Annotated in this window: 10 protein-coding genes and 1 pseudogene; 7 read left to right on the top strand and 4 right to left on the bottom strand. The window is 62.9% G+C overall.

Features of this window, described 5'->3' with window-relative positions; genetic code table 11:
• Window positions 1–2: 2 nt before the first annotated feature.
• A complete protein-coding gene (gene rfaE2, locus AB6B38_RS04305) occupies window positions 3–1469 on the top strand; it encodes a D-glycero-beta-D-manno-heptose 1-phosphate adenylyltransferase (RefSeq protein ID WP_371394542.1) in 1467 nt (488 codons plus the stop codon).
• On the opposite strand, the gene AB6B38_RS04300 is transcribed toward rfaE2, so the two are convergent.
• Window positions 1466–2665 carry a DUF3089 domain-containing protein gene (locus AB6B38_RS04300; protein WP_371394541.1) on the bottom strand — a complete coding sequence of 400 codons (1200 nt, stop codon included), beginning with the start codon at window positions 2663–2665 and terminating at the stop codon, window positions 1466–1468. The genes rfaE2 and AB6B38_RS04300 overlap by 4 nt on opposite strands.
• A gap of 120 nt (window positions 2666–2785) precedes the next feature.
• Between AB6B38_RS04300 and AB6B38_RS04295 the strand changes: the two genes are divergently transcribed.
• Window positions 2786–3499 carry a DUF502 domain-containing protein gene (locus tag AB6B38_RS04295; protein ID WP_371394540.1) on the top strand — a complete coding sequence of 238 codons (714 nt, stop codon included), beginning with the start codon at window positions 2786–2788 and terminating at the stop codon, window positions 3497–3499.
• On the opposite strand, the gene recG is transcribed toward AB6B38_RS04295, so the two are convergent.
• Complete coding sequence (gene recG, locus AB6B38_RS04290; protein WP_371394539.1) at window positions 3496–5589, bottom strand: ATP-dependent DNA helicase RecG; 2094 nt, start codon at window positions 5587–5589, stop codon at window positions 3496–3498. The genes AB6B38_RS04295 and recG overlap by 4 nt on opposite strands.
• Before the next feature lie 39 nt (window positions 5590–5628).
• Entirely contained in the window at window positions 5629–7344 is a 1716-nt protein-coding gene (locus AB6B38_RS04285) for an ATP-dependent endonuclease (RefSeq protein ID WP_371394538.1), read from the bottom strand.
• A gap of 97 nt (window positions 7345–7441) precedes the next feature.
• Between AB6B38_RS04285 and AB6B38_RS04280 the strand changes: the two genes are divergently transcribed.
• Together AB6B38_RS04280 and mfd are read left to right on the top strand one after the other, a co-directional pair.
• Window positions 7442–7762 carry a succinate dehydrogenase assembly factor 2 gene (locus AB6B38_RS04280; protein ID WP_371394537.1) on the top strand — a complete coding sequence of 107 codons (321 nt, stop codon included), beginning with the start codon at window positions 7442–7444 and terminating at the stop codon, window positions 7760–7762.
• A gap of 141 nt (window positions 7763–7903) precedes the next feature.
• The gene (gene mfd / locus AB6B38_RS04275) at window positions 7904–11401 is read left to right on the top strand and encodes a transcription-repair coupling factor (protein ID WP_371394536.1); all 3498 of its coding nucleotides are present in this window, start codon (window positions 7904–7906) and stop codon (window positions 11399–11401) included.
• Here the strand turns inward: mfd and AB6B38_RS04270 are convergent.
• The gene (locus tag AB6B38_RS04270) at window positions 11398–12675 is read right to left on the bottom strand and encodes a diguanylate cyclase domain-containing protein (RefSeq protein ID WP_371394535.1); all 1278 of its coding nucleotides are present in this window, start codon (window positions 12673–12675) and stop codon (window positions 11398–11400) included. The two genes, mfd and AB6B38_RS04270, sit on opposite strands and share 4 nt — an antisense overlap.
• A 104-nt stretch (window positions 12676–12779) precedes the next feature.
• Here AB6B38_RS04270 and AB6B38_RS04265 point away from each other — a divergent pair.
• The 3 genes and pseudogenes from AB6B38_RS04265 (at window position 12780) to AB6B38_RS04255 (ending at window position 15883) form a co-directional block, all read left to right on the top strand.
• A pseudogene (locus AB6B38_RS04265) lies at window positions 12780–13933 on the top strand (CaiB/BaiF CoA transferase family protein).
• A gap of 53 nt (window positions 13934–13986) precedes the next feature.
• On the top strand, window positions 13987–14883 hold the full coding sequence (locus AB6B38_RS04260; protein ID WP_371394534.1) for a YihY/virulence factor BrkB family protein: 897 nt from the start codon (window positions 13987–13989) through the stop codon (window positions 14881–14883).
• Window positions 14884–15187: 304 nt separating this feature from the next.
• Complete coding sequence (locus AB6B38_RS04255) at window positions 15188–15883, top strand: CoA transferase subunit A (protein WP_371394533.1); 696 nt, start codon at window positions 15188–15190, stop codon at window positions 15881–15883.

Here is a 15883-nt window from a genome sequence, read left to right as displayed (position 1 = left end):
GTATGCAGCGCCAGGAAGCCTCCATCCTGCTCGGTGCAATCGCTGGCAAGCGCGCGCTTGTGGTCGGCGACGTGCTGCTGGATTCCTTCGTCTATGGCGAGGTGAAGCGCATTTCGCGTGAGGCGCCGGTGCCGATCCTGTCGGAGAACCGCCGGGAAATGATGCTGGGCGGGGCGGGCAATCTGGTACGCAATCTGATCAGTCTGGGCGGCGGCGCCAGCGTGATCAGTGTCGCCGGAAATGATCCGCAGGGCGACGCGGTTGAAGCGCTTCTGACCGACTGCGGCACAGATGGCTGCAACCTTATCCGCCAGCCCGGCCGGAGCACGCCGACCAAGACACGCTATGTCTCCGGCAGCCAGCAAATGTTCTGTGTGGACTGCGATCCCGGCACCGCGATCAGCCATGATAGCGAACGCGCGGTCATCGAAGCGGTGAGCGCCGCGCTGGCCAGCGCAGATGTTATCATCCTGTCTGACTACGGCAGGGGGATGCTGACACCCGATGTTTGCCGGCAGGTAATTTCGCTGGCGCGCGCCGCCGGCAAGCCGGTCTGCGTTGACCCGCGCGGCGCGGACTATTCACGTTATGGCGGCGCAACGCTCATCAAGCCGAACGCGCAGGAGCTTGCCGACGAGGTGGGCCTGCCGGTTGGGACGGATGTGGAAACGGAAGCGGCTCTTGCGGCCCTGAAGTCGCGCCTGTCCACTACCCCTGCGCTGGTGGTCACGCGTGGCGGCAAGGGGATGAGCCTGATCGAGAATGGCCAGGTCCACCATCACCGCGCCCGTCCGCGCTCTGTCTATGATGTGTCCGGCGCTGGCGACACGGCGCTGGCCGCGCTTTCGCTCGGCGTGGCGGCCGGTCTTCCGCTTGTCGATACGATGGCACTGGCTGACCTCGCTGCTGGTACCGCGGTCGGCAAGACCGGCACCGCCACCGTGTCGCCCGAAGAATTGCTCGATAGCGCCATTCCCGGCGCAGGCGATGTGGACTGGCGGGTTCTGGGGCGCGAGCAGGCCGCCAGCACCGTCAGCTCCTGGCACCGTGACGGGCTGAAGGTCGGCTTCACCAATGGCTGCTTTGACATTCTTCATCCCGGGCATCTCGCCTCTCTGCGCCATGCCCGATCGGTCTGTGACCGGCTGGTGGTGGGGCTCAATAGCGATGCGTCGGTAACGCGCCTCAAGGGCGAGGGACGGCCAGTGAACCCTGCTGCCCACCGCGCGGCCATGCTGGCCGCGCTGGAGAGCGTGGACCGGGTGGTGGTCTTTGAAGAAGACACGCCCGAGGAACTGATCCGCGCGATAGCTCCCGATGTCCTGGTGAAGGGCGCTGACTACAAGCCCGAAGACCTGCCGGGCGCGGACTTTATCAAGTCTCGCGGCGGCGAGATCGTGATTGCGCCCCTACAGCCCGGATTTTCCACCACCGCGCTGGTGGAAAAGATGAAGGCGCACAGCGCCTAGTCGACCGGACGCACCGGCACCACGACGACTTCCTCGGCCTCCGGCAGGTCTGGCGCCCAGCGGCGTTCCTCGGCGAGGGTTTCAGCCAGCAATGCTGCCCGGCGCGTCACATCCGCTTCCAGATCAGCATAAAACAGGTTGAAGGGCGGTACGCGGCGGATTTCGGCCAGCCGCGACGGTCTGCGCAGCGTGCGTGAGCGCGGCTGATCGACGAATAAAAGCCCGTTCTGGCACTGTGCGCTCGTCTGGCTGGCCAGCGGCGAGGGGCGTTCGCCCAGCTCCAGCCCTTCGGCGGCTGCACCGCCGCGATGCAGGCGGGTAGGCGCATAGTCCTCAGAGAGGTTCCACAATAGCGGGTTCACGCAGGCCAGCTCGCGGCCCGGCGTCTGGCCCAGACGGCCGCGGTCGATCCACAACGTGCTGCGCTCTGTAATGGCCTCGATCCGCGCGGTCTCGTCGGCCTGGATGGCCGAGTATGTGACGACACAGCGGAAAGCCTCCGGCGCGTCACATAGCGGCAAGTCCTGCAACGCGCCGTCAAACAGGTCTGCTGCCACCGGGGCCTCGATGATGTAGGCGGCCACCAGCCGGGCGATCAGGCTTTCATCGGGCGAAACCTCGTCCAGCAGCAGGCCGGTCACATGTTCGCCGCCCTGTCCGATACCAACCAGAACGACCGGGCGATCCTCACCGATATCGGCAAGGAACTGGCGGAATGCCGCGCGCACATCCTCATAGGCCAGAAGACGGGCCTGCAGGGAGTCCTCGCGGTTATTCATGTAGGCATAGAGCGCGGCATGACGGTAGCGCGGCGCGAACACCGCCCCGGCCTGTGCGAAGGGTCCGGCATAATTGGGCAGGTAGAGCCGCTCCAGCCGCTCCCGGTGGCTATTGCGGTCCAGTGCGGCATTCCAGTGATCGCCGCCCGTGTGCAGCGTCGGATGGACGAAAAACACCGCCGGCTCATCTTCATCCAGCGCCGCCAGAACGGGGCGCACGGCCCAGGTATCGGGGTCCGTGTAATCTGCCGCCGCAGGCGGTTCATAGGTCTGGAAGGGGACGCCCGGATCAAGAAAGGTCTGGTAGATCTGGTCGCGCATGATCCAGCTTGCCGCGATCAGAAGCGCAGCCAGCCCTGTAGCGGCAATCGCGAGTAACACGGTAAAGGGGCGGGCAGGCGCGCTCAGCTTCGGCATGGATCGGTCTGTCCCCTCATTTTGCGTGTACTTACCGCCAGGCGCGCTGGCAGTCGCGTTACAAGTTTGCCATCATCGCGCCGGGCTGGGTAACCCCCCTTGTGACAGGAGACGGATCTAGTGCTGCGCTGGCTTCGCAACAGTTTTCTTACCGGCATTGTGGTCGCCACACCTGTGACCGTCACCATCTGGCTGATCTATATCTTCATCAGCTTTGTCGATTCCACCATCAAGCCGCTGATCCCGGAGCGCTATAACCCGGAGACCTATCTGCCCTTCGCCCTGCCGGGCATGGGCGTGATCATTGCCGTGCTGGCGCTGACCCTGCTGGGCGCGCTGGCGGCGAACTTCTTCGGGCGCACCCTGCTGGCGATTGGCGAGCGTATCGTCAACACCGTGCCGCTGATCCGCAATATCTATGGCGCGCTCAAGCAGTTGGTGGAGACCGTGCTGGGCGCGCAGAACAATGCCTTCAAGGAAGTGGTGCTGGTCGAATATCCCATGTCAGGCAGCTATGCGGTGGCGTTCGTGGCCTCGCACGGCAAGGGCGCGATCCGCCACCATGTCGGCAAGGGCAAGGAGGAGGTGATTGGCGTGTTCGTGCCGACCACGCCCAACCCGACCTCCGGATTCCTGCTCTTCATTCCGCGCTCGAAAGCCATACCGCTCGATATCAGTATCGAGGAAGCGGCCAAGCTGATCATCTCGTTTGGCCTGGTGACCCCTGACCGCCTGCCCGAAGGCGCGCTGCCCGCCGGCGAGACGCTCGATCATACCGAGGCCGAGGCCAAGGCGCGCGAGGCTGCGGGCGAGCCGCCAAGGCAGAACGATTAGGCAGACCGCATCAGCTTCACGCCTTCATCGCGCTCAAACAGATACAGAAGCGTGCGCAGTGCCTCGCCGCGCGGACCCTTTAGCGGCTCCTCGCGCGAGGCTTCCAGCTTGGCGTAATCACTGGCAATCGGCAGCAGCGACGCATGAGCCGCAAGGTCTGCAAAGCGATAATCCGGCAGGCCGGACTGGCGCAGGCCCAGCGGATCGCCGGAGCCGCGCAGCTTCCAGTCTTCCTCGGCGATGAAGAAGCCGTCATCGCTCTCGCGCATGATTTCCAGGCGCCGCTGCGCGGTCTCGCCAAGCTTGCCGTGATAGACCAGCAGGCAGGAGGAGGGCTTGTCGCCGCGCCCCACGCGGCCGCGCAGCTGGTGCAGCTGGGCGAGGCCGAAGCGCTCTGCATGTTCAATCACCATGATGGTCGCGTCCGGGGCATCAACGCCCACCTCTATCACGGTGGTGGCGACCAGAATATCGATCTCCCCGTCACGAAAAGCACGCGCGATGCGCTCCTTCTCCTTGCCGGGCATGCGGCCATGCAGGAGGCCGACGCGGGCGCGCAGGGCGTTGGAGAGCAGGAGATGGCGCTCCTCTGCCGCCGCGAGGTCGGAGATATCGCTCTCCTCCACCAGCGGGCAGACCCAGTAGGCGCGCTCACCCTTCGCCACGGCCCGCCCCAGCCCTTCGATCACATCATCCAGCCGTTCGCCCGGAATGACCCGCGTGGTCGGCGGGATGCGCCCTGCAGGCTTTTCATCGAGGCGCGAGACATCCAGATCGCCGTAAACGGCCAGGGTCAGCGTGCGCGGAATGGGCGTTGCGCTCATCACCAGCGTATCGGGCATGGAACCCTTGGAGGTCAGGCGCTTGCGGTCCGACACGCCAAAGCGGTGCTGCTCATCAATGATGACAAGGCCCAGATCATTAAACTCCACCGCGTCCTGAAAAAGGGCATGGGTGCCGCACACGACATGCGCCTCGCCATTGGCGATGGCGGCGGTGAGATCTTCCCGCGCGCGGCCCTTGTCGCGTCCGGTCAGCGTGACCACGCGAATGCCCGCAGCCGCCAGCAGGGGCGTCAGCACGGCGGCATGCTGTCGGGCCAGAATCTCGGTCGGTGCCATCAACGCCGTCTGCACGCCCGCCTCTGCCGCATGGGCAGCGCAAAGGGTCGCAACGAAGGTCTTGCCCGAGCCCACATCACCGTGGACCAGGCGCATCATCCGCGTGGCGGCTTCCATGTCGGACTTCGCGGCCTCGAAGGCCCGCATCTGCGCACCGGTCGGCGTGAAGGGCGCAGCGGCGATGACGGCTTGCACCTTCGCTCCCGATCCGGTGAGCTCCCGGCCCTTGCGCGCCTTGCGGCTGGCGCGGGCGAGTTTGAGGGCCAGCTGATGGGCCAAGAGCTCGTCAAAAGCGAGGCGGGTGCGCGCGGCATTGCCCGGTTCCAGATCCGCAGCAGAGCGCGGCGCATGCACCGCCTCCACAGCGGCCCTCCAGACCGGCCAGGAGGCCGCTTCAGGCATGTCGGCGCTCAACCACTCCGGCAGATCAGGAATGCGCCCCAGCGCGGCCCTGACGGCCTTTCTGGCGGTGTTGGCGGTCAGCCCTGCGGTCAGCGGGTAGACGGGCTGGATCAGATCATCGGCGCTGATCTCGCCGGGCTTCGCTACCAGGTCCGGATGGACGATCTGGATTTCAGAGCCGAACCGCTCCGCCTTGCCCGACACGATGCGCTTCTCGCCGGGCGGCAGGGTGCGCATCAGATAGTCCTTGCGGGCGTGGAAGAAGACGAGATGGAGGAAGCCGCTCTCGTCACTCGCGCGCACCTTGTAGGGCGTTTTCAGGCTCGGCGGCGGCACATGTGCTTCGATGGTGACTTCCAGCGTCACCAGTCCTGCTGCGCCGCCCTGACCACACTCGGCAATCGTCACCCGCCGCGAGCGGTCGATAATCCCGGTGGGAAGCGTGAAGACGGCATCCTTCACCCGCCCTCCGCCAAACACCTTCTCGAGAAGCGCAGCCAGCTTCGGCCCGACACCGGCAAGGCTCGTCAGATCCGCAAACAGGGGAAAGAGGGACTCAGGGCGCATGGGGGCAGTTTCGCGCGGGGGACGGGCTGAGGGAAGGTCTCAGGCGCGTTTCGCCAGCCATGTCTCCATGAACGAGACCACGTTATAGAGTTGGGGAAATTCTTTTTTGATATCGTCTGTTGATCTAGATGAGAAAACGGAATACTGCCATATCGGGTCAGCTTTGTGCTCGGCTTTTCTTGATCCAGTCACGCGCTTAATAAGAAAGCACTGCTCCAAATCGCCTTCCCACATTTGAATTTGATCTGTGTCTCGCTTAAGCGCTTCCAACTTCGATATACGAGCTGCGCTTTTTGGGTCTTGGTCAAAGCCGTCAGGGTGATCTTGGTCTACTATCGCAAACCAAGGCGTTCCCCATGCGTTGAGGAGCTCGACAAATTTAGTCACTGTTTCTCCGCCACCAGCAGAAATTAAGCTGACATTTCGGGAATGTATGTCGATCTCGAAGAGGTTAAGTAGATTGGCCAATGCTGCCTTATCATCTTTTCCTTCGCAAAGAATAACCCGCTCAGCAAATAAAATCTCATTGGACCCACCTTCATCAAGCGAGCTTTGTATTTTAATTGCGTCATCTATTGAATCGCGATTCAGAACTCTGTGATGGAATTTCCCTTTGGGTCGCTCCAGCCGCACGACATTATCTGCCTTCTGGAGATCAACAAACTCGGGCGCGTGGGTTGCAGTTACCACGAGCCAGCCGTTCGAAGCGAGCTTGCGTAACAAGCTAGCAAGGTGGCGTCTAAGATGAGGATGCAAATAGCTTTCAGGCTCCTCAAATAACAGTACGGTCCCATTCTTTTTCACAGCATCAAGCTGATCGAGAGTTTCCAATGCCGCTAAACGCACGAGGCTCTGCCAGCCATCGCCTTGGTGAGCCAAAGGAATTGGGGGTGTGCCATCTGATCTGGCGAAGGAGAGCAATAAAGACTGCTGAATCCATTCTCTAATTGCCTGCAAAGTAGGGCTCATGCCAATAGACGCTTCTGTTCCAACATATTTAGACAATTGTTCCGATAATATCGGCTCAACCTCGTTCTTCCAAAATGGAAATTCCTCTACAGATTCCTGGAAGAATTTATGAGCGGAAAGAATAGCGTCGGGCATCTGTCGGCCCCTTAATGCCCACTCATCACTCAAGAATCGATCAGTAATTATATTTGTAAGGCGGTTAATAGGGCCAGTTTTCCAAAAATATAAAGATTTACTAATATTATTTGGTGTCAAGTGCATGACCTCGGGCAACGAGTCCCGAATGTCGTCGTGGCGTGCATATCGCCGCTCAAATCCCAAGTTGGTATGGCCATCAAACCGAGATTTGTCGGCTTTCGATAGGCCAGTGCGACCACCAATTAGTAGGTCCTTGCCATCAAGCCCGCGGAGCAAATGGCGGTGCGACAGGCGATCTCCCCTCTCCACTCTTCCGCGACAGGTTAGATGCTTAACTGGCTGCGGGCTCCCGACGCCCTGGACATGAGGTAGCTGATCGTCAGATTCAGAGTTCAGTCGGACCGAAACTTCGAAGCTTTGTCTAGGGGTGCCGCTAGCTTCATAATGAAAATCGTATGGGCTAACTTCATACTTAAAATATTCCGCAGATCGAAGCGCAAGGGCAATTGAAGATAATACGGTCGATTTTCCAGCATTATTAGGGCCAATAATGTGGGTTGGCGTATTGGGGAACAGCTCAAGTTCGAGCTCAGGAATGCCCCGGAAGTTTTCAATTAATACGGCTTCAAAGTCATACAATACCGGCATTAGGGACCTTTCGGTTGCTGTCGCAGTTAGCCCTTGCCTGTGAGGGAGATCAATAGCCCCCTTTGCCTCATCCCTCCCGCCCGCTATATCCCGCGCCATGAGTGATGACCCGTTTTCCGATCCCAATCCGTCCATCAACGAGACCGACCGCAAGAAGCGCCTGACCTTCCGGGCCTGGCGGCGCGGCTTCAAGGAGGCCGACCTGATCATGGGCCGGTTTGCCGAGGCGCGCCTTGAGGGCCTTAGCCCGGCCGAGCTGGACGAGTTTGAGCGCCTGCTCGACGCGCCGGACACGGAAGTCTATGCGTGGATCACGGGCCGGGCGGACACGCCGGCCAATTATGACGGTCCGGTGCTCGATGCGCTTAAAGGCTTCCGCCATGAGGCGATAGTGAGCGACGGTCCGGGCGGCAACTAACACGCGTTTCACCGGCGAAAGCCGGTGCCCAGTCTTCTTTCTGGATCCCGGCGTTCGCCGGGAAAACGCTGAGGAAACCGAACAACCCGCATGGGGCCAAAACGCCCATGCGGGCGATACCGCATTGATGGACGTGAAGAGATGACCGATCTGAATCGCATTGCCACCGCGCAGATAAGCCTCACCATTAGCGGTGTGCCGGAAGGGTATGACGCGCTGGTTTTCTGCGATGCGGCGCGCCTTCGCGGCGGGATCAATCTCTTCATCGCGTCGGACGAGGCGCGCGCGCTGGCGTTTGCTGAGGCTTGTGCCTTTTTCTGCCCGGACATTGCCCGCCTGCGCCTGCCGGCCTGGGACTGCCAGCCCTATGACCGGATCAGCCCCAGCCCGCGCACGGCGGCGCGCCGCGCAGGGGCTTTGCATCGCCTCGCCAACTGGGATGCCAGCAAGGATGGCACTCTGATCGTCATCGCCACGGTGAACGGCGTGCTGCAGCGCGTTGCCCCGCGCAGCGTCATGCAGACAGCCGGTATCAGCGCCCAGCAGGGCGGCATGGTCGAGGTGGAGCGCCTGACCGCCTATTTCGCCGCCAATGGCTATACGCGTACCGCCACAGTGTCGGAGCGCGGCGACTATGCCGTGCGCGGCGGCGTGATCGATGTGTTCCCGGCCAGCGCGGAGGAGCCGGTACGGCTCGATTTCTTCGGCGATACGCTGGAATCGGTGCGCGCCTTTGATGTCGAGACGCAGCGCACCACCCGCCAGCTCAAAGGCGTGGAGTTCACGCCGGTCAGCGAAGTGCTGATCGACGAGGCGGCGATCTCGCGCTTCCGTTCGGGCTTCCTGAAACGCTTTGGCGGCGCGGTGTCGGGTGATCCGGTCTACGATTCGGTCAGCGCAGGCGCGCGCCCGCAAGGGGCCGAGCACTGGCTGCCGCTTTTCCATGAGCGCATGGAGACGGTGTTCGATTACCTGGGAGACAGCGGCATTACCGCGCTCGATCCGCTGAGCAGCGATGCGGTCGCCGAGCGCCTCGAACAGATCGCGGACTATTATCAGGCCCGCCAGGATGCCGCGCAGGCCAGCACCGGCAAGGGTGCGTTCTCCGCGCCGGTCTACCGCGCGCTGGAGCCTGAAGCGCTCTATCTCACCGGCGATGAGTGGGAGGCGATGCTGAGCACGCGCGCCACGCGCCGCTTCACAGCCCTGCACGAGCCGGGCGAGCATGTCGTCACCCTGCCGGGTCGGATCGGGCGCAGCTTTGCGGCTGAACGTCAGGCCGGCCACAACGTGTTTGACGCCGCGCGCCAGCATATCGTCCAGCTTCGCCAGTCCGGCAAGCGGGTGATGGTCGCAGGCTGGACCGAAGGCGCGTCAGACCGGCTGGCGAGCGTGCTGGGCGAGCATGGGCTTGCTCCAATAGCCATCGCGCGTGACTGGAATGCGGTTCAGGGCCTGCCCAAAAGCGCGATTGCGCGCGTCGTCCTGCCGCTCGAGCAGGGGTTCGAGACCGACACGCTGGCGGTCGTCGCCGAGCAGGACATTCTGGGCGACCGGCTGGCCCGCCGGGTGCGCAAGCGCAAGAATGCCGACTTCATCACGGAGGCGGGCAGCCTTTCGGCCGGTGATCTGGTGGTCCATTCCGATCACGGGCTGGGGCGCTATCTGGGCCTCAAAACGCTGACCGTGCAGGACGCGCCGCACGATTGTCTGGAGCTGGAATATGCCGGCGCGGCCAAGCTCTTCCTGCCGGTAGAGAATATCGAGCTGCTCTCGCGCTACGGCAATGACAGCGAGACCGCGCAGCTGGACAGACTGGGTGGTGTTGCCTGGCAGGCGCGCAAGGCGAAGGCGAAAAAGCGCCTGCGCGACATGGCCGACGAGCTGATCCGCATCGCGGCAGAGCGCAATGCCCGCGAAGGCACGGTGATCGAACCGCCAGCGGGCATTTACGACGAGTTTGCCGCGCGCTTCCCGTTTGCCGAGACCGACGACCAGCTTTCGGCCATTGAGGATGTGTTCGAGGATCTGGCGCGCGGCTGGCCGATGGACCGGCTGATCTGCGGCGATGTGGGCTTTGGCAAGACCGAAGTCGCGCTGCGCGCGGCCTTCATCACCGCGATGAGCGGCAAGCAGGTGGCGGTGGTGGCGCCGACAACGCTGCTCGCCCGCCAGCACTTCAACACGTTCGTGGAGCGCTTCAAGGGCTGGCCGGTCAAGGTGCGCCACCTCTCGCGGCTGGTCGGCGCGAAGGAAGCGGCCGAAACGCGCATTGAGCTGGCGGAGGGGCGCTGCGAGATCGTCGTCGGCACCCACGCCCTGCTGGCCAAGACGATCACCTTCTCCGATCTTGGCCTGCTGGTGATCGACGAGGAGCAGCATTTCGGGGTGAAGCATAAGGAGCGCCTGAAAGAGCTGCGCACCGATGTCCACGTGCTGACCCTGACCGCAACGCCCATCCCCCGCACGCTGCAACTGGCGATGAGCGGGATACGCGATCTCTCCATCATCGCTACGCCGCCCGTGGATCGTCTGGCCGTGCGCACCTATGTCGCGCCGTTCGATCCGGTTACCGCGCGCGAGGCGCTGCTGCGCGAGAAATACCGGGGTGGGCAGAGCTTCTTCGTGGTGCCGCGTATTTCCGATCTTGAGGACACGGCCGAATTCCTGCGCGAAGCGGTGCCGGAAATCAGCTTCGAGATTGCCCATGGCCAGATGGCCGCCACCGCGCTGGAAGACATTATGACCGCCTTCTATGAAGGCCGGTTCGATGTGCTCCTATCCACCACGATCGTGGAATCCGGCATCGACGTGCCGACGGCCAATACGCTGGTGGTTCACCGCGCCGACCGGTTCGGGCTGGCCCAGCTTTACCAGCTGCGCGGACGGGTAGGGCGCTCCAAGGCGCGCGCCTACGCCTATCTCACCACGCCTGCGCGCGAGAAGATCACCGAAGGCGCGGAGAAGCGGCTGAAAGTGCTGCAGTCGCTCGATAGCCTGGGGGCAGGTTTCACGCTGGCTAGCCACGATCTTGATTTGCGCGGCGGCGGCAATCTGCTGGGTGAGGAGCAGTCGGGGCATATCCGCGATGTTGGCGTGGAGCTCTATCAGGCCATGCTGGAAGAAGCCGTTGCCTCGCTGAAAACCGATGGCCCGGCGCTGGATGAGGGCGACTGGTCACCGCAGATCAATACCGGCGCAGCGGTGCTGATCCCGGACCATTACGTTCCCGATCTTGATGTGCGTATGGGGCTTTACCGGCGTTTATCAAAGCTCGACACGAAGCAGGAGCGCGAGGCGTTTGCCGCCGAACTGATCGACCGGTTCGGCCCGCTGCCTGATGAAGTGGAAAGCCTGATGCAAGTCGTCGCCATCAAGGCGCTGTGCAAGCGCGCCGGTATCGCCAAGCTCGATGCCGGGCCGAAGGGCGCGGTGGCAACCTTCCGCGATCACGCCTTCAAGGATCCGATGGCGCTGATCGATCTGATGAACAAGCGGCCCGCCGACTACAAGCTGCGGCCCGATAATTCGATGGTGCTGCGCGGCGATTTCCCGGATGTGGGCGAGCGCCTTAAAGGCGTACAGCGCCTGATCGCTCCGATTGCCGATGCTGCATCCCGCGGGAAAGCGGCTGCCTAAACGGCCGCTACCGCAGCGCGCTCCGGATGCAGGGCATTGAAGGCCCGTGCGATAAGGGTCTGCGCCTTGTCGCCAGAGCCCGCATCGGCCACTTCATGGCGCAGCACGATGCGGAAGGGCGTTTGGGGGTCTTCACCCTCATAGGCCGTGCACTCGGCAATCGCGGCAACGCGCGCGGCAACAACCTGAGCATCGACGGTGCTGGTGCCGGGCAAGGCGAGATAGAAGGTGTTGGCCGACAGGCGTACGGCCAGATCCTCGGCCCGCACACAGTGACGCAGCATGGAGGCAAACTGGTTGAGCGCGCCGGAGGCGTGACGTCCATCGGACGGCCCCGCCGCGCCGGGAATGGACGCTCTCAGCCCGATCAGCGAAAGCGGCAGGCCCTGGGTCTGCGCAACATCGATCAGGCTGGACAAATGGCGGCGGCCGAACGTGTCGTTGAAGAGGTCTGTTTCGCTATCGAGCACTGCCGACACCCGGCACGATTCCAGCAGCCCCTTCGAAAGGCGCCGGCGCCGGCGTTCCTGAGCCAGCGCCAGAATGCGGGCAGCCAGATCATCAGCATCCAGCGATGCAGGCAGAATATCCGACGCCCCGCGCGCAAACGCCTCGTCGGCGGCGCGATACACCTCGTCATGGCTCAGAAGCACGGTCGGGGTGTGGTAAAGGCGTGTATTGCGGCGCATCGCCGAACAGACCGTGTGGGCCACGTCCGGCTTTGGCCGGGTGTTGAGAACGACCGCGTCAAACGCACGTTCATGGAGATAGTCAAAGGCGTTGAAGGTGGAAAATGCCGCCACCGTCTGGGCATTTGCCTGTTCCAGCGCGTGCTCCAGCCTGAGATAGGCCGGGTCAGGCGGCCCGGCATACAGCACGGAGATAGGCCCGCCCTTCGGCTCGGACTTGTGCAGCAAATGTCCGGCATCGCCGAGATCAGCCAGCCTTTGACGCGCGGTTTCTTCCAGCACGCCCAGGCGCAGGAGCGAACGCACCCGCGCGGCGATCTGGATCGGGTGAGCGGGCGGCACGATGGCGGCGTGTGCGCCCTCAAAAGCGCCAGCAAGGGAAATCACCGCCCGCGCCGGCAGGTCTGCCGCGCAATCAAGCGGCTCTAGCGCGACGATGGCATCAACGGGTTCTGATTGCAGGGCGGCATGGGCAGCCTGCGCGCTCACCGGACGTGCGGCAAAGCCCAGGTCACATAGCTCTGCGGCGAGTTCCCCCGCGGCTTCTGCGTTTCCGCAAACAAGTAGTGTGACAGCACGCCCCATCGGTCCCCCGAACCTGACAGAGCTGGCATTGTGTCGATGTAATTTCAGTGTCACAACCCGAATTCCTTCAAACGCACCATTATTTCGCTACCCGGAGCAGCTCCATGAACGCACAAGGCCCTTTGCGTGGCGTTAAAGTGATTGAATTTGTTGGGCTGGGGCCTGCACCTTTTGCAGCGATGCTTTTGTCGGATCTGGGTGCGGACGTGGTGCGTATTGACCGGCCGGGCGCACACGGCGGCGGCGCGGCGAGATTCTGGCGCGCGGACGGCGCTCTGCTGCGTTCGATCTGAAAAACCCGGCCGCAGTCGAGGCGTGCCTGGAGCTTATCAGCCGCGCCGACATCCTGCTGGAAGGCTATCGCCCCGGCGTGATGGAGCGGCTGGGCCTCGGTCCGGACATCGCCCACCAGCGCAACAAGGCGCTGGTTTACGGACGGATGACGGGTTGGGGCCAGCATGGCCCGCTGGCGCACGCGGCCGGGCATGACATCAATTATATCTCGCTGACGGGCGCGCTGGACGCGATGGGCACGCCGGACAGTCCGGCCATTCCGCTCAATCTGGTTGGCGATTTCGGTGGCGGCTCGCTGTATCTCGCTTTCGGGGTGCTGGCCGCGCTCACCCATGCCCGCGCGACGGGCGAGGGGCAGGTGGTGGACGCCGCCATTGTCGACGGCGCGGCCTCGCTGATGGGTGCGATACACCAGTTGCAGGCCATGGGCGTCTGGAACCGGGGCAGGGGCGAGAACCTGCTCGATGGCGGCGCGGCCTTCTACGGCACCTATAAATGCGCCGACGGCAAGCATGTCTCCATCGGCCCGCTGGAGCCGGAGTTCTACGCCTTGCTGCTGGAAAAACTCGCTCTGACCGGCGATCCAGTGATGGCAAACCCCTATGATGCCAGCCAGTGGGGGGCGCAGCGCGCCAAGCTGGAAGCGGCTTTCGCCTCAAGGACACGCGATGAATGGTGCGCCGAGCTGGAGGGCAGCGATGCCTGCTTTGCGCCGGTGCTGACGACCGAGGAGGCGGCCAGCCACCCGCACATGGCCGAACGCGGCGTGTTCACCGATGTAGCTGGCGTGCGTCAGGCAGCGCCCGCGCCGCGCTTTTCGAAAACGCCCGGTGCCATTCAGGGACCAGCGCCTGCGCCCGGAGCCGATACGCAGAGCGTGCTGGCCGACTGGGGCTTTGGGGCCGCAGAAATTGCAGACCTTGAAAGCAAGGGCGCGTTCGGGCGTCGCAGCGAGCCTGTTTAACTGCACCGGTCTTCGCCGTAGAACGGACACCAGCCATCAGGAAGGCAAGCTAGGTGCTCAAAACACAACTGGACCGTCTCAAGCCCCTGGCCGAGGCCGTCATGCGCATCGGCCCGGTGGCCGTCCCCGTGCGCGCTTTCCACCGGATCATCCAGCGCGAGGTGATGCTGTTTGCGGGCGGGGCGTCCTTCTTTGCGCTGCTTGGGCTATTTCCCGCTTTCGCAGTGCTGGCATCGATTTACGGGTTGATCCATGACGAGGCGGAAGCCTATGAGCAGGTAAGCCGCATGGCAGAGATGCTGCCGCCCGATGTGGGCCGCTTCCTGATGAACCAGCTCTCGCTACTGGCCACCACCTCCTCCACGGCGCTGACCCTGCAGGGCGCCATCGCGCTGGTGATCGCGCTGTTTGCCGCCTCGCGCGGCACCAAGGCGGTCATTACCGGGCTCAACTCCATTGCCGGGCGCGAAGGGCTGCGTTCGCTGGTGCGCTATAATTTCGTGGCCATGATGGCCGTGCTGGTCGGTATCGGCCTGCTGATCGCGGCCAATCTGACCATTATTTTCGTCCCGGCGGTCCTCAGCCCGGCGCTCGAGGTGCTTGGTCTGGATGGCGAAGAGGTCGGCCTGCTCATCAATCCGGTGACACTCTCGGTTGGCGGCATGTTCCTGGTTCTGGCATTGCTCTACCGCTATGTGATGCAGCGCACCGGCGAAACCAGCTGGGCGGCGTGCCTGATCGGTGCTGCGACCTCCACCGTCCTCTGGATGACGCTGTCGGCAGGCTTCGCGGGTTATGTTTCGGCCTTCGTGAATGCCTCGATCTATGGCTCGCTGGGCGCGGTGATCGTATTCCTGATCTGGATATACTGGGCGGCCTATGTGCTGTTCTTCGGCGGTGCCATCGCGGTGGAAACCGACAAGGAATATTTCCGCAGGAATGGCGGATAGGCACTGTTCAGGAACGGTTCAGCTAGGGTTTGCTTTTCTCGGCCTCGAAGTCCGGGCCATGTGTTCCCAGTCCCTCGCCGGATCCGGGCTTCGTGAGGCAAGTGTTTCCTCAACCAGCGCCGGACTGGAGGCCAACCTCCAGTCCGGCGTTTTCGCGTCTGCGGCTTTCATCCGGCCGCCATGGACCCGGCCCGGCCAATCGGTTATCCCGTGCGCAGCATCAAAATGCGCAACTCCCGCTTGGCGGATGCCCGCCTGCGAACTATACAACGCGCGTTGAATTTTTATCCGGAGGACGCCCAAGGTGAAAAAAGTCTATGCGGATGCGGTTTCTGCTCTCGAGGGCCTGACCTTTGACGGCATGACCGTGATGGCCGGCGGTTTCGGACTGTGCGGCATTCCTGAAAACCTGATCCTGGCCCTGCGCGATAGCGGCGCGAAGGATCTCACCGTCATTTCCAACAATGCCGGTGTGGATGATTTCGGGCTGGGCCTGCTGCTGCACACGCGCCAGATCAGGAAAATGGTCTCGTCCTATGTCGGCGAGAACAAGACCTTCGAGAAGCAATACCTCTCCGGCGAGCTGGAGCTGGAATTCAATCCGCAAGGCACGCTGGCCGAACGTATCCGGGCAGGGGGCGCAGGCATTCCCGCCTTCTTCACCAAGACCGGCGTTGGCACGCTGGTCGCCGAAGGCAAGGACCATCGCGATTTCGATGGCGAGACCTATGTGATGGAAACCGGCCTGAAGGCCGATCTCGCAATCGTCAAGGCGTGGAAAGGCGATAGCGAAGGCAATCTCGTCTATCGGAAAACCGCGCGCAATTTCAACCCGATGATGGCAACCGCCGGCCAGGTGACCGTCGCCGAAGTGGAAGAGATTGTGCCGGTCGGCAGCCTCGACCCCGACAATATCCACACGCCGGGCATCTTTGTTCAGCGCATCATCAAGGGTAGCCACGAGAAGCGCATCGAACAGCGCACCGTGCGCGCGGCTTAA

Origin of the sequence: Glycocaulis abyssi (assembly GCF_041429775.1) — a bacterium.
GTDB classification, from domain to species: domain Bacteria; phylum Pseudomonadota; class Alphaproteobacteria; order Caulobacterales; family Maricaulaceae; genus Glycocaulis; species Glycocaulis abyssi.
The sequence above is the reverse complement of the archived record's forward strand: the minus strand, read 5'-3'. Positions and strand labels throughout refer to the sequence as shown.